The 17,949-nt window shown below is 64.2% G+C and carries 20 protein-coding genes; 15 read left to right on the top strand and 5 right to left on the bottom strand.

What is annotated here, in order from left to right; all coding sequences use genetic code 11:
* The coding region (locus tag RTQ83_RS12630) for an MCP four helix bundle domain-containing protein (protein ID WP_312514897.1) at window positions 1-1,132 on the bottom strand (1,132 nt) is incomplete at its 3' end.
* 264 nt (window positions 1,133-1,396) lie between these two features.
* On the opposite strand from RTQ83_RS12630, the gene RTQ83_RS12635 reads away from it, so the two are divergent.
* From RTQ83_RS12635 to RTQ83_RS12655, 5 genes are all read left to right on the top strand, one after another.
* Entirely contained in the window at window positions 1,397-3,088 is a 1,692-nt protein-coding gene (locus RTQ83_RS12635; RefSeq protein ID WP_312514899.1) for a CTP synthase, read from the top strand.
* Window positions 3,085-3,939, top strand: coding sequence for a 3-deoxy-8-phosphooctulonate synthase (gene kdsA, locus RTQ83_RS12640; protein ID WP_109346818.1), 855 nt, complete (start codon window positions 3,085-3,087; stop codon window positions 3,937-3,939). Before RTQ83_RS12635 ends, kdsA begins: the two co-directional genes overlap by 4 nt.
* 97 nt (window positions 3,940-4,036) lie before the next feature.
* Entirely contained in the window at window positions 4,037-5,323 is a 1,287-nt protein-coding gene (gene eno, locus RTQ83_RS12645; protein WP_312514905.1) for a phosphopyruvate hydratase, read from the top strand.
* Between the two features lie 81 nt (window positions 5,324-5,404).
* Window positions 5,405-5,749 (top strand): cell division protein FtsB, encoded by a 345-nt coding sequence (ftsB, locus tag RTQ83_RS12650; RefSeq protein ID WP_312514907.1) that lies wholly within the window; start codon window positions 5,405-5,407, stop codon window positions 5,747-5,749.
* A 25-nt stretch (window positions 5,750-5,774) separates the two neighbouring features.
* A complete protein-coding gene (locus tag RTQ83_RS12655) occupies window positions 5,775-6,059 on the top strand; it encodes a hypothetical protein (RefSeq protein ID WP_312514909.1) in 285 nt (94 codons plus the stop codon).
* A gap of 130 nt (window positions 6,060-6,189) precedes the next feature.
* Here the strand turns inward: RTQ83_RS12655 and RTQ83_RS12660 are convergent, their stop codons facing one another.
* The 4 genes from RTQ83_RS12660 to RTQ83_RS12675 form a co-directional block, all read right to left on the bottom strand.
* Complete coding sequence (locus RTQ83_RS12660; RefSeq protein ID WP_290420872.1) at window positions 6,190-6,696, bottom strand: Dps family protein; 507 nt, start codon at window positions 6,694-6,696, stop codon at window positions 6,190-6,192.
* A gap of 182 nt (window positions 6,697-6,878) precedes the next feature.
* A complete protein-coding gene (locus RTQ83_RS12665; protein WP_312514913.1) occupies window positions 6,879-7,964 on the bottom strand; it encodes an OmpA family protein in 1,086 nt (361 codons plus the stop codon).
* A 300-nt stretch (window positions 7,965-8,264) separates the two neighbouring features.
* Window positions 8,265-9,242 (bottom strand): Hsp33 family molecular chaperone HslO, encoded by a 978-nt coding sequence (gene hslO, locus RTQ83_RS12670; protein WP_312514915.1) that lies wholly within the window; start codon window positions 9,240-9,242, stop codon window positions 8,265-8,267.
* 4 nt (window positions 9,243-9,246) lie between these two features.
* A complete protein-coding gene (locus RTQ83_RS12675) occupies window positions 9,247-9,771 on the bottom strand; it encodes a gamma carbonic anhydrase family protein (RefSeq protein WP_312514917.1) in 525 nt (174 codons plus the stop codon).
* A 183-nt stretch (window positions 9,772-9,954) separates the two neighbouring features.
* Here RTQ83_RS12675 and RTQ83_RS12680 point away from each other — a divergent pair, with 183 nt between their 5' ends.
* From RTQ83_RS12680 to RTQ83_RS12725, 10 genes are all read left to right on the top strand, one after another.
* On the top strand, window positions 9,955-10,836 hold the full coding sequence (locus RTQ83_RS12680; RefSeq protein WP_312514919.1) for an alpha/beta hydrolase: 882 nt from the start codon (window positions 9,955-9,957) through the stop codon (window positions 10,834-10,836).
* A 135-nt stretch (window positions 10,837-10,971) separates the two neighbouring features.
* A complete protein-coding gene (locus tag RTQ83_RS12685) occupies window positions 10,972-11,649 on the top strand; it encodes a hypothetical protein (protein ID WP_312514921.1) in 678 nt (225 codons plus the stop codon).
* A gap of 7 nt (window positions 11,650-11,656) precedes the next feature.
* Window positions 11,657-12,199 (top strand): FlgO family outer membrane protein, encoded by a 543-nt coding sequence (locus tag RTQ83_RS12690; protein WP_312514923.1) that lies wholly within the window; start codon window positions 11,657-11,659, stop codon window positions 12,197-12,199.
* A gap of 103 nt (window positions 12,200-12,302) precedes the next feature.
* The gene (locus RTQ83_RS12695; RefSeq protein ID WP_312514925.1) at window positions 12,303-13,136 is read left to right on the top strand and encodes a 3',5'-nucleoside bisphosphate phosphatase; all 834 of its coding nucleotides are present in this window, start codon (window positions 12,303-12,305) and stop codon (window positions 13,134-13,136) included.
* 182 nt (window positions 13,137-13,318) lie between these two features.
* Window positions 13,319-13,735 carry a CopG family transcriptional regulator gene (locus tag RTQ83_RS12700; protein ID WP_312514927.1) on the top strand — a complete coding sequence of 139 codons (417 nt, stop codon included), beginning with the start codon at window positions 13,319-13,321 and terminating at the stop codon, window positions 13,733-13,735.
* A gap of 11 nt (window positions 13,736-13,746) precedes the next feature.
* Window positions 13,747-14,886 (top strand): PHB depolymerase family esterase, encoded by a 1,140-nt coding sequence (locus RTQ83_RS12705; RefSeq protein ID WP_312514929.1) that lies wholly within the window; start codon window positions 13,747-13,749, stop codon window positions 14,884-14,886.
* Window positions 14,887-14,979: 93 nt separating this feature from the next.
* Window positions 14,980-15,855, top strand: coding sequence for a protease HtpX (htpX, locus tag RTQ83_RS12710; RefSeq protein ID WP_312514931.1), 876 nt, complete (start codon window positions 14,980-14,982; stop codon window positions 15,853-15,855).
* A 15-nt stretch (window positions 15,856-15,870) separates the two neighbouring features.
* Window positions 15,871-16,494 carry an L-threonylcarbamoyladenylate synthase gene (locus RTQ83_RS12715; protein WP_312514933.1) on the top strand — a complete coding sequence of 208 codons (624 nt, stop codon included), beginning with the start codon at window positions 15,871-15,873 and terminating at the stop codon, window positions 16,492-16,494.
* A gap of 180 nt (window positions 16,495-16,674) precedes the next feature.
* Window positions 16,675-17,328 (top strand): site-2 protease family protein, encoded by a 654-nt coding sequence (locus tag RTQ83_RS12720; protein WP_312514935.1) that lies wholly within the window; start codon window positions 16,675-16,677, stop codon window positions 17,326-17,328.
* Window positions 17,329-17,335: 7 nt separating this feature from the next.
* Window positions 17,336-17,929: a class I SAM-dependent methyltransferase gene (locus RTQ83_RS12725; RefSeq protein ID WP_312514937.1), complete on the top strand. Its 594-nt coding sequence runs from the start codon at window positions 17,336-17,338 to the stop codon at window positions 17,927-17,929.
* Window positions 17,930-17,949: the final 20 nt, after the last annotated feature.

Here is a 17,949-nt window from a genome sequence, read left to right on the forward strand (position 1 = left end):
TCAGCGCCAGGATGTTGGTCTGGAAGGCGATGCCGTCGATCACGCTGATGATGTCGACGATCTTGCGCGACGATTCGTTGATCGAGCCCATGGTGGCGACCACCTGGTCGACCGCGCTGCCGGCCTGGCTGGCGACGGTCGAGGCGGCGATGGCGAGCTGGTTGGCCTGGCGCGCGTTATCCGCGTTCTGGCGCACGGTGCCGGTCAGTTCTTCCATCGAGGCCGCGGTTTCTTCCAGCGCCGCTGCCTGCTGCTCGGTACGGCTCGACAGGTCGAAGCTGCCGGCCGCGATCTCGCCGGACGCGCCGGTGATGGTCTGGGTGCCGCCGCGCACTTCATTGACGATACGGGCCAGGCTGTCGTTCATGTTGCCGAGTGCGCGCAGCAGGGCGCCGGTCTCGTCCTTGGCATTGCTGTCGACGCGGGTGGTCAGGTCGCCGGCGGCGACCTGCTCGGCGGCCTGCACGGCCTGGCGCAGCGGATGGGTGATCGAGCGGGTCAGCAGCCAGGCGAAGGCCGCGCCCAGCAGCAGGGCGCCGCCGGCCAGCAGGCCGATCACCAGGTTGCCGCGCTTGGCGGAAGCGTCGATCAGGGCGGCGCTGGCGCCGATGCGCTGGTGCTGCAGGTCGAGCAGGTCCTTGACGCGTTCCTGGTAGGCCTTGGCGGCCGGGGTGAACTGTTTTTCCAGGATCTCGTCGGCCAGCTCGGCATTGCCTTCGGACTTGGCCTTGACCGCGTTGTCTCGACCGGCGCTGTAGGCCTTGCGGTGTTCCATCACCGACTTGAACACGGCTTCTTCATCGGCGCCGCTGATCAAGGGCTCGATCTGCTTGAGCAGGTCGGCCGACAGCTTGCCGGTGGCGGCCGAGTCTTCCTTGAAGTAGGCGGTCAGCGAACCGTCGCTGCTCTTGACGATGGCGGCGGTGCGGCGCACGGCGGCGAAGATCTGGGTGTACCACTCGGCGATCATGCGTTCCTTGGCCAGCGGCGTGGCCAGGATGTCGCGCGTTTCTTGTGCCACCTGGTTCAGGCGCCAGGTGCCGACGGCGGCGATGATGACTGTCATCAGGAGGGTCAATGCAAAGCCGGCGGCCAGCCGCGTTCCGATATTCAGTTTGATGAAGTTGCCCATTATTTATCAGTAAAAGGTGAGGGGAGGCGTGGGCATGCGTAACGCATACCGAATGTCTCTGCCGTAGTTAACAGTCAATCAAGAAAAAACGCGAATAGTCACAATTATTGCCTAGGTGAAACGAAAAAGCACCTGAAATAGTGAATTTGTGTACGCACGGAGACAGACGCTCTTCCTCTGTTGGCAGCTTGACATGAGGCGGTGATGAGCCTTTTAAGGTATAATTTCTATTTCCCGCGCGTGCCGTTCGGCACCATCAGCACAATGACCAAATTCGTATTCGTCACTGGCGGCGTCGTGTCTTCCCTTGGCAAAGGGATCGCGGCCGCTTCCCTCGCCGCGATCCTCGAGAGCCGCGGTCTCAAAGTCACCATGCTCAAGCTCGACCCGTACATCAACGTCGACCCGGGCACCATGAGCCCGACCCAGCATGGCGAAGTGTTCGTCACCGACGACGGCGCCGAGACCGACCTCGACCTGGGCCACTACGAGCGCTTCATCAGCACCCGCATGAAGAAGGTGAACAACTTCACCACCGGCCAGATCTACGAATCGGTGATCCGCAAGGAACGCCGCGGCGAGTACCTGGGCAAGACCGTGCAGGTGATTCCGCACATCACCAACGAAATCCAGGACTACATCCGCCGCGGCGCCGAAGGCGTCGACGTGGCGCTGGTGGAGATCGGCGGTACCGTGGGCGACATCGAATCGCTGCCGTTCCTGGAAGCCGCGCGCCAGCTGTCGCTGCGCTCGGGCCGCAAGGGCGCCGCGTTCGTGCACCTGACCCTGGTGCCCTACATCTCGTCGGCCGGCGAACTGAAAACCAAGCCGACCCAGCACAGCGTGCAGAAGCTGCGCGAGATCGGCATCTCGCCGAACGCGCTGCTGTGCCGCGCCGACCGCCGCATCCCGGACGACGAACGCGCCAAGATCTCGCTGTTCGCCAATATCGAAGAGCAGGCCGTGATCTCGGTGTGGGACGTGGACACCATCTACAAGGTGCCGCAAGTGCTGTGCGACCAGGGCCTGGACGACATCATCCTGGAAGCCCTGGGCCTGGAAGCGCCGAAAGCCGACCTGTCGATGTGGACCAAGCTGATCCACACCCTGGAAAACCCGAAGCGCGAAGTGACCATCGGCATGGTCGGCAAGTACGTCGACCTGATCGAATCCTATAAATCGCTGACCGAGGCGCTGCGCCACGCCGGCATCCACACTGAGAGCCGCGTCAACATCGAGTACCTGGATTCGGAAGAGATCGAAACCAAAGGCTGCGATCACCTGGCCAAGTACGACGCGATCCTGGTGCCGGGCGGCTTCGGCAAGCGCGGCGTGGAAGGCAAGATCCAGGCGGCACGCTATGCCCGCGAAAACAAGATTCCTTACCTGGGCATCTGCCTGGGCATGCAGGTGGCGCTGATCGAATACGCGCGCAATATGGCCGGCCTGCCGAACGCGAATTCGACCGAATTCGATCCGGAAACCGACCAGCCGGTGGTGGCCTTGATCACCGAGTGGCAGAACCACGACGGCAAGGTCGAGAAGCGCGACGTCAGCTCGGACCTGGGCGGCACCATGCGCCTGGGCGCCCAGACCTGCGCGGTGAATCCGGGCACACTGGCGGCCGAGATCTACGGCAACGTCGTGACCGAGCGCCATCGCCATCGCTACGAAGGCAACAATTACTACCTGCCGAAGGTCGAAGCAGCAGGCCTGACCGTGTCGGCGCGCACCCCGAACGAAGACCTGTGCGAAATCATGGAGCTGCCACGCACGGGTGAAAACTCGCACCCGTGGTACATGGGCGTGCAGTTCCACCCGGAATTCAAGTCGACGCCGCGCAACGGCCACCCGCTGTTCACTTCGTTCATCCAGGCAGCGCTGGCGCACCAGGCATCGAACACCAACACCGCGGCCAATGCAGCCAATGCCGCCGTTCAAGGAGACGCAGCATGAAACTCGCCGGATTCGACGTCGGCCTCGAGCACCCGATCTTCCTGATCGCCGGCACCTGCGTGATCGAATCGCGCCAGATGGCGATGGATACCGCCGGTACGCTCAAGGAAATCACGAGCGCGCTGGGCATTCCGTTCATCTACAAATCGTCGTTCGACAAGGCCAATCGCTCGTCGGGCAAGTCGTTCCGTGGCCCCGGCCGCGAGAAGGGTCTGGAGATCCTGGCCGACGTGCGCCGCGAAATCGGCGTGCCGGTCCTGACCGACGTGCATGACGAAGAGATGATCCCGGAAGTCGCCAGCGTGGTCGACGTGCTGCAGACCCCGGCCTTCCTGTGCCGCCAGACCGACTTCATCAACGCGTGCGCGCGTTCGGGTAAACCGGTCAACATCAAGAAGGGCCAGTTCCTGGCCCCGGGCGACATGAAGAACGTGATCGACAAGGCACGCGCCGCCGCGCGCGAAGCGGGCCTGAACGAAGACAACTTCATGGCCTGCGAACGCGGCGCCTCGTTCGGCTACAACAACCTGGTGTCGGACATGCGTGGCCTGGCCATCATGCGCGAATCGAATTGCCCGGTGGTGTTCGACGCCACCCACTCGGTACAGCTGCCGGGCGGCCAGGGCACCTCGTCGGGCGGCCAGCGCGAACACGTGCCGGTGCTGTCGCGCGCGGCGGTCGCCGCCGGTATCGCCGGCCTGTTCATGGAAACCCACCCGGATCCGGCGAATGCGATGTCGGACGGCCCGAATGCGGTGCCGCTGGGCCACATGAAGGAACTCCTGACGACGCTGGTCGAGATCGACCGCATCGTCAAGAAGACCGGTTTCATGGAAACCAAGTTCAAGTAATGAGTATTTTCGGGAGCAGCCCTGCGGCTGGGCGCTCCCGTCGCACGTAAATAAGCGTAACTGCTTAAGATTTCCCACCTTCTGGAGACTGAGAAACATGAGTGCTATCGTTGATATTATCGGCCGCGAAATCATTGATTCGCGCGGTAACCCGACCGTCGAATGCGACGTGCTGCTGGAATCGGGCGTGATGGGCCGCGCCGCAGTGCCGTCGGGCGCCTCCACCGGTTCGCGCGAAGCGATCGAGCTGCGCGACGGCGACCCGAAGCGTTACTTCGGCAAGGGCGTGCTGCAAGCCTGCGAAAATATCAACACCGAGATCTCCGAAGCGATCATGGGCCTGGACGCCAATGAGCAGGCCTTCCTCGACCGCACCCTGATCGATCTCGACGGCACCGAAAACAAGAGCCGCCTGGGCGCCAACGCCATGCTGGCAGTCTCGATGGCGGTTGCAAAAGCCGCGGCCGAAGAAGCCGGCCTGCCGCTGTACCGCTACTTCGGCGGTTCGGGCGCGATGCAGATGCCGGTGCCGATGATGAACGTCATCAACGGCGGCGCCCACGCCGACAACAACCTGGACATCCAGGAATTCATGATCATCCCGATCGGCGCTCCATCGTTCAAGGAAGCGATGCGCTACGGCGCCGAGGTGTTCCACACCCTCAAGAAAATCCTGCACTCGAAAGGCCTGAACACCGCCGTCGGCGACGAAGGCGGCTTCGCCCCGTCGGTTGCCAACCATGAAGAAGCGATCAAGCTGATCATGCAGGCGATCGAGCAGGCCGGCTACGTGCCGGGCCACGACATCGCCCTCGGCCTGGACTGCGCCGCGAGCGAGTTCTACAAGGAAGGCGCCTATGTGCTGGAAGGCGAAGGCGGCATGCGTCTGTCCGCCGAAGACTTCACCAACATGCTGGCCACCTGGTGCGACAAGTACCCGATCATCTCGATCGAAGACGCGATGCACGAAGGTGACTGGGCCGGCTGGGCGCACCTGACTTCGGTGCTGGGCAAGAAGGTGCAGCTGGTCGGCGACGACCTGTTCGTCACCAACACCAAGATCCTGAAAGAGGGCATCCAGAAGGACATCGCCAACTCGATCCTGATCAAGATTAACCAGATCGGCACCCTGACCGAGACCTTCGCCGCCATCGAAATGGCCAAGCGCGCCGGCTACACCGCCGTCATCTCGCACCGTTCGGGCGAGACCGAGGACTCGACCATCGCCGACATCGCGGTTGGCCTGAACGCCCTGCAGATCAAGACCGGCTCGATGTCGCGTTCGGACCGCATGGCCAAGTACAACCAGCTGCTGCGCATCGAGGAAGATCTGGGCGACATCGCCAGCTACCCGGGCCGCGACGCGTTCTACAACCTGAAGTAATCCACCTGGCCGGCGAATCGGGAAGGGCGGCGCGGCCGCCCGTTTCCGTGCGCCGGCCTGTCGACGTTATCCGTTCCTGTCATGCGCCTCATCACGATCGCCCTCGCCGTATTGCTCGTCCTGATCCAGTATCCGCTCTGGCTCGGCAAAGGCGGCTGGCTGAACGTGGCCGACATGCAGGACCAGGTCGAGGCCACGCGCCTCAAGACCGAACAGCTCACCGCCCGCAACGGCAAGCTCGAATCCGAAGTGCGCGACCTCAAGGAAGGTACCGGCGCGGTCGAGGAACGTGCGCGCTACGAGCTGGGCATGATCAAGCAGAATGAAATCTTCGTGCAAGTGCTGCGCAAGGACGAGCAGCCGGTCGAATCGATGACCGTGCCGCCGGTGAAGACGCCAAAGAAAGAAGGCGCCGCGCATCATTGAGCGCGTGTTTTGAAAGAGTTATCCCATGACCCAACCGAATTCCCCGATCGATCCCGCCAGCCTCGATTCGCTCGACGCGATCGCCGATTGCCTGGCCGATGCGTTTGAAGATGGCGACGGCGATGTGGTTGCCGCGGCGTTGAATGCGGTGGCGCAGGCGCCTGGACTGCCGGCACTGGCGGCGGCGGTTGGCGTGCCGAAGGAGCAATTGGCGGCGGCGTTGGCGTCGGGTGAGTTCGACTTGGATCTCACGCTGGAGATCATGAAGGTGGTCGATCTGCATATGAGCGGGGGACGCGGGGCGAATTGAATCGCTCGCTCGTCTACATCAACGTTCGTTGAACGCGTCAGCGGCGAAACCACCAACCGTAGGGTTGGCGGCTTCGCCGCCGACGCGTTCAAGCGGCCCATGCGGACCGCGATGTCACATCAATCGCGAATTACGTCGACGACGCTTCGCCCTGCACGTGGCCGGCGCCCTGTTCCAGGAACGCGCGCAGCATCCACGCATTTTTCTCGTGCACTTCCATACGGGTCGACAGCATGTCGGCAGTCGGGAAATCGTCGATCTCATCGGCGATGCGCACGGCGGCGCGCGCGGTGCGGATCACGGCTTCCTGGCCTTCCACCAGCTGGCGGATCATCTCTTTGGCCGACGGCACGTCGACTTCTTCGGTGATGGTCGACAGTTCGACGTAGCGCTTGTAGGTGCCTGGTGCGAAGTGGCCCAGGGCGCGGATGCGCTCGGCGATGTCGTCCAGTGCGTTCCACAGCTCGGTGTACTGCTCCTGGAACATCACGTGCAGGGTCTGGAACATCGGACCGGTCACGTTCCAGTGGAAGTTGTGGGTCTTCAGGTACAGCATGTAGCTGTCGGCCAGGACGGTCGACAGGGATTCGACGATTTTTGCGCGGTCTTCGGTGCTGATGCCAATATCCATGTTCATGTGTTTTCTCCGGTTGTTCAGTGAAAATCAGATAGGGATGCTATCCAGAAATGCAATAGTGTCTAAGATGCATGAGCTTATCACTTTGGTGAAAAAGCCGCAGGACGGCTGGCAGGTGCGGGTACGCGCACCAAAAGAACAGGGCGCCGCGGCGCCCTGATGGTTGCGTAGCGCCGGCCCGATCAGACGCGGACCAGTTCCACACGGCGGTTCTTGGCCTTGCCTGCTTCGCTGCTGTTGTCCGCCAGCGGCTGGTCCGGACCCTTGCCCACGGCAGTCAAGCGCTCCGCGGCGATCTGCTTGTCGACAATGGCTTGCACCACCGACTGGGCGCGTGCCAGCGACAGCTTGCGGTTATGGGCCGCGTCGCCGGTGACGTCGGTATGGCCTTCGACGCGCAGTTTCAGGCCGGGCTCGCCCTGCATCAGCTTGACCACTTCCTCCACTGCCGGACGGCTGTCCTGGCGGATGATCTGGCTGTCGGTGTCGAAGTTGAGATAGAGCGCCACGTGGCCATCCTTACGCAGGGCGCTGGACAGTTCGGCAGCAGGAAGGGTTTGCACCACTTGTTGAAGGGCTTTTTCTTCTACGGTCAGCAGGTGGACATAGCTGCCATACACATAGAACGACATCCAGATATTCGTGGTGGGCGTGCGCAGTAGCCATTGCTCGAATCCCGGCACCTCCGCGTCTTCGCGTGCGCCCAGGTCATTGATCGACATCTTTTTCAGGATTTCGCGTTCGCTGCCACCATTGCGAACAACAAATTGCTCGTCCATTGGATGGACCGCATCGACCCGCGTCGCGCCCATGGCTTTCAAGGCGTTTTCATAATTGCGGTGCGCTGCCAGTGACGACCATTTCAGCTCGTCCATCGGGAAATTGCGACGCAGGATTTTCCCCTCGACCCGGCGCAACTCTTCGCCGGCAATCACGCTGATCCGGTCGAACTCGACCTCCAGGCCGACGTTCACCCTGCGCGGGTCCAGTCCGGAGGGCGTTGCCAGATAGGGAAACGCCGGAAGCGCCTTGTCGGTCACCGGCACCGATTGCAGGTCGAACGCCTTGACTGTCGCCGCGGCAGCTGGCGCTGCAGCAGCCGGTGCGGTAGCAGGAGCGGCATCCGCCGAGGCGGCCGGCGTCGCCGGCGCTTCGGCCGCGGCGGCGGGCGCGTCCTTCGGTGCATCCTGGGCAGCGGATTGATCGCGCTTGCAAGCCGACAGGCTTGCTGCAATCAGCAAAGGCAAGACAAAGGTGGAAAGACGCATGGTGGCTATTCGCTGACGTGGAAAGTTGACAGGAACGCCAGAATAGCAGAGTCGAGTTACCGAAAATCACCCGCGAGACCCAATTGCGCAGTTTCATTCGGGATGGGTAAATACGGTGAAGCTGTGTGATTTTTCGCCACAGAATCACAGGCTGCACTCGCCGGTTGAACCCGGTCGATGCACCGCGAGTGCGAGGTGTCGCGAGCCCTGATGAAGAATTTGTGCCGGCACCAAAAGAACAGGGCGCCGCAGCGCCCTGATTCAAGCGAGTGCCGGCACACGGCCGGCGCGGATACAGACTTAGTGCGTGCTGCCGCCCGGCGGCATCACGGCCTGCGCCGTGGTTTCGCTGGCGAACAGCTGCGCGCAATCGACCTTGTCGAAGGCATAGTGCTTGCCGCAGAAGTCGCAGTTGATGCCCAGTTCGCCCAGCTCGGCCAGCGCCGATTCGACTTCTTCCTGGCCCAGCATCTTGAGCATGTTGCCGACTTTTTCGCGGTTGCAGCTGCAGTGGAAGGTCGGCTGCAGCGGGTCGAACACCCGGATCGTCTCTTCCCAGAACAGGCGCCGCATCAGGGTCGCGATGTCGGTCGACAGCAGTTCTTCGCGCTTGAGGGTCTGGCCCAGCATCGCGGCGCGGTTCCAGGTTTCCAGGTCTTCGGCCTCGGTGGCCTGCTTGGTCTGGTCTTCCTTGCCGCTGTGGCGCGGCAGCTTCTGCAGCAGCAGGCCGCGGGCGACGCCGTCGTCGGCCGCCAGCCACAGGCGCGTGTCCATCTGCTCCGAGCGCAGCATGTAGTTTTCGATCACGATCGCCATGCTGTCGCCGTCGAGCGGCACCACGCCTTGGTAGGGCTGCTGGCCCGGGATCTTGTCGGCCGGGTCGAGCGTGATCACGAAGCGGCCGTTGCCGTTCACGTTGAACAGTTCGGTCAGCGAAGCTTCGTCACCGATCTCGACGCCGGGCGCCAGCTTCGCGGTAGCGCGCAGGCGCAGGTTGGCGTCGCATTCGACCACCAGCAGGCGCACCGGACCGTCGCCGTGGATCTGCATCACGATCGAGCCGTTGAACTTGAGGTTGGCCGAGAGCAGGGCGCCGGCGGCGACCATTTCGCCCAGCACCGCGCGCACCGCTTTCGGGTAGCCGTGACGGGCCTGGATCTCGCGCCAGGTGTCGGAAATCTCGACCAGCTCGCCGCGCACGGCGGCGTTGTCGAAGATGAATTTTTGCAGGGTATCCCCAGCAGTGGTGCCCAAGGGCGAGCTAGTTTCAGTCGTCATTCTTTTATCCGATTTTCTTGAGCTGCGTCTTGTACAGCTGGCCGCGCGCGACGTAGCCGGCGGCCGTGCCTTCGAGACGCAGCAGGTCTTCTTGTGTCAGTTGTCGCACCACCTTCGCGGGCGAGCCCAGGATCAGCGAGCCGTCCGGGAATTCCTTGCCTTCGGTAACCAGGGCGCCGGCGCCGACCAGGCAACCCTTGCCGATCCGCGCGCCGTTCAGGATCACGGCCTGGATCCCGATCAGCGACCCGTCACCCACCGTACAGCCATGCAGCATCGCCTGGTGGCCGATCGTCACGTTGTTGCCGATCTCCAGCGGGTAGCCGGGATCGGTATGCATCACCGTGCCTTCCTGGACGTTACTGCCGGCGCCGATCGTGATCCGTTCGTTGTCGCCGCGCAGCGTCGCGCCGAACCAGACCGAACTGTTTGCTTCCAGGGCCACCTTGCCCAGCACGGTGGCCGTGTCGGCGACGAACGCCGACGGATCGATCTCGGGTGCGTGTTCGCCCAGCTGGTAAATCGCCATGGTGGTGCTCGCAGGAGGTGGAAATGCCGCTATTTTACCGCTCCTGCCGCTGGCGCCGGTCGCCGCCATGCCGTTTCGCCCAGGCTGCATCTTCCCAAGCACCGGCAGATGGGGCCGGGTCGCACGAAATCAACAGTTCGCCTCTATAATCGTCAGCACGACCGTTCTATTTCCTGGAGTGCCATGAAACCGTCCCGTTCCGAATTCCTCACCGTGCGCGGCCTGCGCCTGCATGTGCGCCACTGGGGCGAGGAGGGCGCGCCGAAACTGTTCATGCTGCATGGCTGGATGGATATGTCGGCGTCGTTCCAGTTCGTGGTCGATTGCCTGCAGGGACAGTGGCACGTGATCGCGCCCGACTGGCGCGGCTTCGGCCTGAGCGACCGCTCTGGCCATGATACTTATTGGTTCCCGGACTACCTGGCCGATCTCGACGCGCTGCTCGACCATTACGCGCCGAACCAGGCCATCAACCTGCTCGGCCACAGCATGGGCGGCAATATCGCCGGCCTGTACGCCGGCGTGCGTCCGCAGCGGGTCGGCAAGCTGATCAACCTGGAAGGCTTCGGCCTGCCGTCGGCACGGCCGAGCCAGTATCCCGTCCGGGTCGCAAAGTGGCTCGACGAACTGCGCGAACCGCCGTCCATGCGCGGCTATGCCAGCCTGGACGAGGTGGCGGCGCGCCTGCGCAAGACCAACCCGCGCCTGTCGTTCGAGCGCGCCGCCTTCCTGGCCTCGCACTGGGCCGAGCAGGACCGCGACGGCGAATGGAAGATCCTGGGCGACCCGGCGCACAAGATGACCGGGCCGCTGCCGTACCGGGTGGACGAGATCATGGCCGCCTGGGAAGCGATCACGGCGCCGGTGCTGTGGGTCGAGGCGGAAGAGACCGACATGTGGCGCTGGATGGGGCCGAAGGAGCAGGCACGCGCCGAGATCGACCGCCGCATGAGTCACCTGAAGCAAGTGACTCCACGCATGATGCCGCAGGCGGGACACATGCTGCACCATGATCAGCCGGAACTGCTTGCGCGGATGGTGGAGGAATTCCTGGACGCTGCCTGAGCCTGGTTGTCGTTGTATCCACACCTCAGTCGCCCTTGATGGGTGACTGAAAAATTGCCGCAAGGAAATGGCTGTGCTACAGTCGCCCCCGAGCGTGCGCCAGTCCGGTTGCACCACTGACCAACAGGATTGACGATGGGTTTCACTGCCCGACCGCTGACCGCGCTGGCGAGCGGCCTGCTCCTGGCCGGCTGCGCCATTCCCTACAGCCCGGTCCCGGTGGCCACCAACTTCGCCAGCACCCAGCAGGCCAAGCTCCAGGCCGCCGCACACTGGGGCGTGATCGCGCGCCACATGGCAAACGAACTGCGTCCGACCTTGCAGAGCGCGCCCAAGCGCCCGCTGTACGTGATGCCGCTGCAGGCGTCGGCCTTCAGCAAGGGCGTCGCCACCCATCTGGTGACGGCGCTGGTCAACGACGGCTTCGTGGTGCTCAAGACGCCTGAAGCCGGCTCGCTGAAGATCGAACTCGACACGCAAGTGGTAGCGTTCTCGAAAGACCGTCCGCAATACCGCTACGTCGGCCTGCCGAGCACGCTGGCCAGTGGCGCCTGGGTGCTGACCGGCATCGACCACAGTGCCGAATGGCTGGGCACGGCGGCAATCTATACCTACGACGCCTACCGGTGGTTCACCGCCCAGTTCGCACCGGGCGCGACGCCGAAGACCGAAGCCATCGTCACCCTGTCGGTGGCCGACGAAGCGCGCTACTACGCGCGCACCACCTCGGTGTATTACACCAGCGACGAAGACCGCGCCCTGTACGACGCGGCGCTGCAGCCGTCGAAGACCTTCGTGGTCAAGGATCATTGAGGCGCGCATGTTCACACTGAAAACCATCGCGGCAGTCGGCCTGTCGCTCGCGTTGAGCGGCTGCGCCACGTTCGGCAACAACGTCGACTACACCGCCGTGGCCGGCAACGATTTCGTGTCCGCCAACTACCGCGCCGCCGATGCGCTGCAAACCCAGCTGCGCGGCAAGCTCGATGGCGACAAGCCATTGATCATGGCTACCATCGTCAACATCGACGCACTCGAACACAGCTCGATGCTGGGCCGCGTGGTGTCGGAACAGATCTCGACCCGCCTGGCCCAGGCCGGCCTGCCGATGCTGGAAATGAAGCTGCGCAACAGCGTCTACCTGAAGCGCAACCAGGGCGAACTGATGCTCACCCGCGAACTGGGCGAAGTGGCCGGCACCCACAAGGCGCAGGCGGTGGTGGTGGGCTCGTACGCCGAAACGCGCGACACCATCTTCATCAACATCAAGGTCATCCAGCCGAATACCAACCTGGTGCTGGCGGGTCACGATTACGTGCTGGCCAAGCAGGGTACGATCCGCTCGATGCTGGTGCCGGACTGAGGCTATCCCGGGACGCGCGGCCGCGCGTCTCATGACACAACAGCCGCCGTCGCCGCGGCTGCAATGCGCGTACAATGGTCAGTCCACGATCCCTGACTACGCCATGCTGAAAGTCGACCTCCACTGCCATTCCAACGTTTCCGACGGTGTGCTCGCGCCGAGCGCCGTGGCTGCCTACGCCCGCAAGGGTGGGGTCGATGTGTGGGCGCTCACTGACCACGACGAAGTCGGCGGCATCAAGGCGGCGCGCAAGACGGCGACCGAACTCGGCATGCGCTTCGTGGCCGGGGTCGAGATCTCGGTCACCTGGGCCAATGAGACGGTGCACGTGGTCGGCCTGCAGGTGGACGAAGACAACCGCGCGCTGATCGACGGCCTGGCGGCGACCCGCGCCGGACGCGAAAAGCGGGCACGCGAAATTTCGGCCCAGTTGGCAGCGGCCGGCATTCCGGGCGCTTACGAAGGCGCGCTGCGCTATGTCGCCAATCCGGACCTGGTGTCGCGCACCCACTTCGCACGCTATCTGGTCGAGCTCGGCGTCTGCGGCACGACGTCCGAGGTGTTCCGCAAGTACCTGACCGAAGGCAAGCCTGGTTATGTGCCGCATCGCTGGGCCACGTTGCCCGAAGCCATGGGCTGGATTCGCGGCGCCGGTGGGATTCCCGTGATCGCACATCCAGGGCGCTACAAGTTCAGCGCCACCGCCGAAGGCGCGCTGTTCGACGAGTTCCGCCAACTGGGCGGCAACACCATCGAAGTGGTCACCGGCAGCCATACGCCGGACCAGTACGGCACCTATGCCGAAATTGCGCGCCGCTATGGCTTCCTGGCGTCGCGCGGCACCGACTTCCATGCGCCGGGCGAGGCGCGGGTCGAATTCGCGCAATTGCCGCCGCTGCCGTCGAGCGTGACGCCGGTGTGGCACGACTGGTTCTGATCGCAGCCGGTCGTCGTCCTGCCCGCATGCGGGCGTTCTCCTGAGACTTCTCTCCGCAAGCCAGCGTACCGACGGTGCGCTGGCTTGTCGCATTTCGTCCATACCCAACGCGAAAACGGTCGCGTACTTGAAAAACCCGATTTATACTCCAATTGGAGTATAGGAAGAGTATGGAGCATGAAATGAAGATCGTAGCGTCGCAGCAGAAATTGCCCGACAGTGACAAGGTCACCGTCAATGTCGGCCTGGTCGACCTGGCCCAGATGGACTTGCTGGTCGAGGAAGGCTTTTATTCGAACCGCACGGATTTCGTCCGCACCGCGATCCGCAACCTGTTGCAGCAGAACGCCGAGACGATCCGCCAGACGGTGGTGCGCAAGCGTTACGTGATGGGCCTGCACCGCTATTCGCTGCGCGAGCTGGAGCAGGTGGTGGCGGACGGTCAACAGCTCGACATCCACGTGCTCGGCCTGGCCGTGATCGAAGACGACGTCCCGGCCGAGCTGGCCATGAAGGCGATCGCTTCGGTGCAGGTGCTGGGCGCTTTCGTGGCGCCACCGGCGGTACGCGCCGCGCTGGCCGACCGCGTTCACTCCTGAGAGGACATCGTATGAAACTCGACAACTTTATTGCCCAGATGATGGAATCGGCGCGGCTGGTGCAGGCGCGCGACGTGTCGTCGGCAACCGACGTGATCCAGAAGGCGCTGGCCGATGCCGGCCTGGTGGCGCCGAACCCGGCGAGGACGCCGGCCGCTACCGCCGAGGACGATGCTGCGGCGTTCGTCGACCTGAATCCGGCACCGGCGTGGAGCAAGACGCCGCAGCCGCGACCCCAGGCCCGCGCACGCCCGGCCCGGCCGGCGCGCGGCCCGGCCAAGTCGCCGCCGCCGGAAGATTTGCCCGGCAAATTCATCGGCGGCAGCTTCTCGTGCGAAGCGGGCACGCGCCGCTACAAGCTGTATATCCCGTCGCAATCGACGTTCACGGCGCGGCCCCTGATCGTGATGCTGCACGGCTGCACTCAGGGCTCGGACGACTTCGCTGTCGGCACCGGCATGAACGCGCTGGCCGAAAAGAATGGCTGCCTGGTGCTGTATCCGGAGCAGGACGGCAAGGCCAACCGCAACCGCTGCTGGAACTGGTTCGAAGCCAGCCACCAGGTGCGCGGTGTCGGCGAGCCCGAGCTGCTGGCGGCGATGACGCGCCAGGTCGCGGCCGAGCACGGCGCCGATAACGCGCGCATCTTCGCCGCCGGTCTGTCAGCCGGCGGGGCGATGGCGGCCATTCTCGCCGCCGAATATCCCGAGCTGTACGCGGCGGTGGGCGTTCACTCCGGCCTGGCGGCAGGCTGCGCGCGCGACCTGATGTCGGGCCTGAATGCGATGAAGAAGCCGGGCCGGGCGCGGGCTTTGCGCGAAGGGGTACCGATCATCGTGTTCCATGGCGATGGCGACCATCTGGTGCATGCGGACAATGGTGACGCGGTGCTGCAGCAGTTCGTGGCGGTGCATGCCAAGGCGCAGGCGACGCCGCTGCATGTGCAGCACGACGAGCATCAGCGCGGCAAGCGGCGCTGTACACAAAGCACCTGGCGCAACCGCGAGGGCAGGGCGGTGGCGGAACACTGGGTGGTGCATGGGGCCGGGCATGCATGGAGTGGCGGCAATCCGCGCGGCTCGCATACCGACGCGACGGGACCGTCGGCATCCGGCGAGATGCTGCGCTTCTTCCTCGAGCAGGCGCGCTGACGCCCGGGGCCCGGCACGGCCGAGCCCTTGAATTTCCCCTACCTCAGCCCTATCTTGGCATCCTGTTATCAGTTTTTTCGGGAGACCTCCGCCATGAAGCGTATCGTCCTGTTCCTTGCCACTAACCTCGCCGTCGTCGTGGTGCTGTCGTTGGTGATGAACCTGCTCGGCCTGGGCCGCGTCGTCTCGGCGGAAGGAATCAACCTGCCGGCGCTGGCCGTGTTCTCGCTGGTGGTCGGCTTTACCGGTTCCTTCATCTCGCTCCTGATGAGCAAACCGATGGCCAAATGGTCGACCGGCGCGCGCGTCATCGAGCAACCGGCCAATTCCACCGAGCAGTGGCTGGTGGAAACCGTGCGCCGCCTGTCGGAACGTGCTGGCATCGGCATGCCCGAAGTCGCCGTGTACGAGGGCGAACCGAACGCCTTCGCCACCGGCGCCTTCAAAAACTCGGCGCTGGTAGCCGTCTCCACCGGCCTGCTGCAAAGCATGAACCAGGACGAAGTCGAAGCCGTGCTCGGCCACGAAGTCGCCCACATCGCCAATGGCGACATGGTGACGCTGACCCTGATCCAGGGCGTGGTGAATACCTTCGTCGTGTTCCTGGCGCGCGTGGTCGGCTTCTTTGTCGATAAGCTCCTGTTCCGCAAGGAAGACAGCGCGCCCGGCATCGGCTACTACGCCACCGTGTTCGTCTGCGAAATCCTGTTCGGCCTGGTCGCCTCGATCATCGTCGCCTGGTTCTCGCGCCAGCGCGAATTCCGCGCCGACGCCGGCGCCGCAAAATTGATGGGCTCGCCCGTGCCGATGCAGCACGCGCTCGCTCGCCTGGGCGGCTTCGCGCCGGGCGCGCTGCCGAAATCGATGTCCGCCTCGGGCATCTCGGGCAGCGGCGGCGGCTGGGGCGCCCTGTTCTCGACTCACCCGCCGATGGAAGAACGCATCGCCGCGCTGCAAGCCATCCGCTAAAAGGAAACTAACAAGATGGGCCAATTTTTTCAGATTCACCCCGATAACCCGCAACCGCGCCTGATCAAGCAGGCGGCCCAGATCGTCGGCGCGGGCGGCATCGTGGCCTTGCCCACCGATTCCGCCTATGCGCTGGTGTGCCGCCTGGACGACAAGTCCGCGGTCGAAAAACTGCGCCGCATCCGCGGCGTGGACGACAAGCACCACCTGACCCTCTTGGTGCGCGACCTGTCCGAGGTGGCGCAGTACGCGCGCGTCGACAACACCCAATACCGCCTGCTGAAGGCGACCATGCCGGGGCCGTACACGGTGATCCTGGAAGCGACGCGCGAACTGCCGCGCCGCCTGTCGCACCCGTCGCGCAAGACCATCGGTTTGCGCGTGCCCGAAAACAAGATCACGCTGGCGCTGCTGGAAGAGCTGGGCGAGCCGCTGATCGGCACCACGCTGCAGCTGCCGGGCGACGACCACATGCTGTCCGACCCGGACGAGGTGCGCGAGCGCCTGGAAAAGCAGATCGAACTGATCATCGACGGCGGCGCCGGCATGCTGGAGCCGACCACCGTGATCGACCTGACCGGTCCCGAGCCGGAACTGGTGCGCGAGGGCAGGGGCGACCCGGCTGCTTTCGGCCTCTGATATTTTCCATCGATCATTCTCATCGATCCGAGCGGCGCGGCCGTCCTGTGAGCGGGACCGCCGCGCAGTGCCGTATCCGGCGCCGCGATTCTTAAGTTCCGCTTAGGCAAGGCCCGCCATCCTCTTGTTCCCGCCATTCCCCCAGCCAGCCTACTGCCGGGCTCTGATAGAATCGCCGCCATGGATGAAACGATACGCACCATTGCCGTCTACGCGCTGCCTGTCCTTTTTGCGATTACCCTGCACGAAGCCGCTCACGCCTACGCTGCGAAATATTTCGGCGACAACACCGCTTATTCGCAGGGCCGCATGAGCCTGAACCCGCTGGTCCACGTCGACCTGTGGGGCACCATCGTGATCCCGATCGTGCTGTTCCTGACCACCGGCTTCGTGTTCGGCTATGCCAAGCCGGTGCCGGTCGAATTCGGCCGCCTGCGTAATCCGAAGCGCGACATGGCCTGGGTGGCGCTGGCCGGCCCCGCCGCCAACTTCATCATGGCGGTGATGTGGCTGGTGTTCGGCGCCCTGATGATCTTCCTGAACGTGGGCGAGGAATTCCCGACCCGCGTGGCCCAGGCCGGCATCGTGACCAACCTCTTGATCATGGCCTTCAACCTGCTGCCGATCCCGCCGCTCGACGGCGGCCGCGTGGTCACCAGCATGCTGCCGCACTCGCTGGCCTACAAGTTCGCGCGCATCGAGCCCTACGGTTTCTTCATCGTGCTGGCGTTGGTGTTCCTGAAGGTGGTCGGCTTCTGGGTGATCCCGGTGATGAGCATCGGCGAAACGCTGGTGCGGCTGGTGGCGTCGCCGTTCACCTTCTTCCTGCTGTGAGGATGGCATGACTGAGGCGCGTCACATCAACATGATGAACCTGCCGGCCTCGCCGTGGGTCGAACGTTTCGCTTCCCTTGCCAGACCCGGTGAGGCGCTCGACCTGGCCTGCGGCAGCGGCCGCCACACGCGCCTGCTGGCCGCGCGCGGCCACGCCGTGCTGGCGCTCGACCGCAAGAGCGAGTCGTTGGCGAGCGCCGCCGGTGCCGGCGTCACCACGATGGAATACGATCTCGAAGCCGAGGGCGCGCCGTGGCCGTTCGAAGCGGGGCGCTTCAGCGTCATCGTGGTCACCAATTACCTGCACCGGCCGCTGTTCCCGCAGCTGGCGCGCAGCCTGCGGCCGGACGGCATCCTGATCTACGAAACCTTCGCCCAGGGCAACCAGATCTACGGCAAGCCGTCGAATCCCGACTTCCTGCTGGCGCCTGGCGAACTGCTGGGACTGGCGCAGGAGGGCGGGCTGCAGGTGCTGGCGTATGAGGACGGTCACGTCGAGCGCCCGCATCCGGCGCAGGTGCAGCGGCTATGCGCGGCGGGTCCAGGCTTTGCCAAAACCGAGGCCCGGCTCGACCATATTGTGGCCAGGAATGAACCATAGGGGCGGACGATCCGCTACAA

This window comes from Massilia sp. (genome assembly GCF_031995545.1).
GTDB lineage: Bacteria > Pseudomonadota > Gammaproteobacteria > Burkholderiales > Burkholderiaceae_D > Telluria.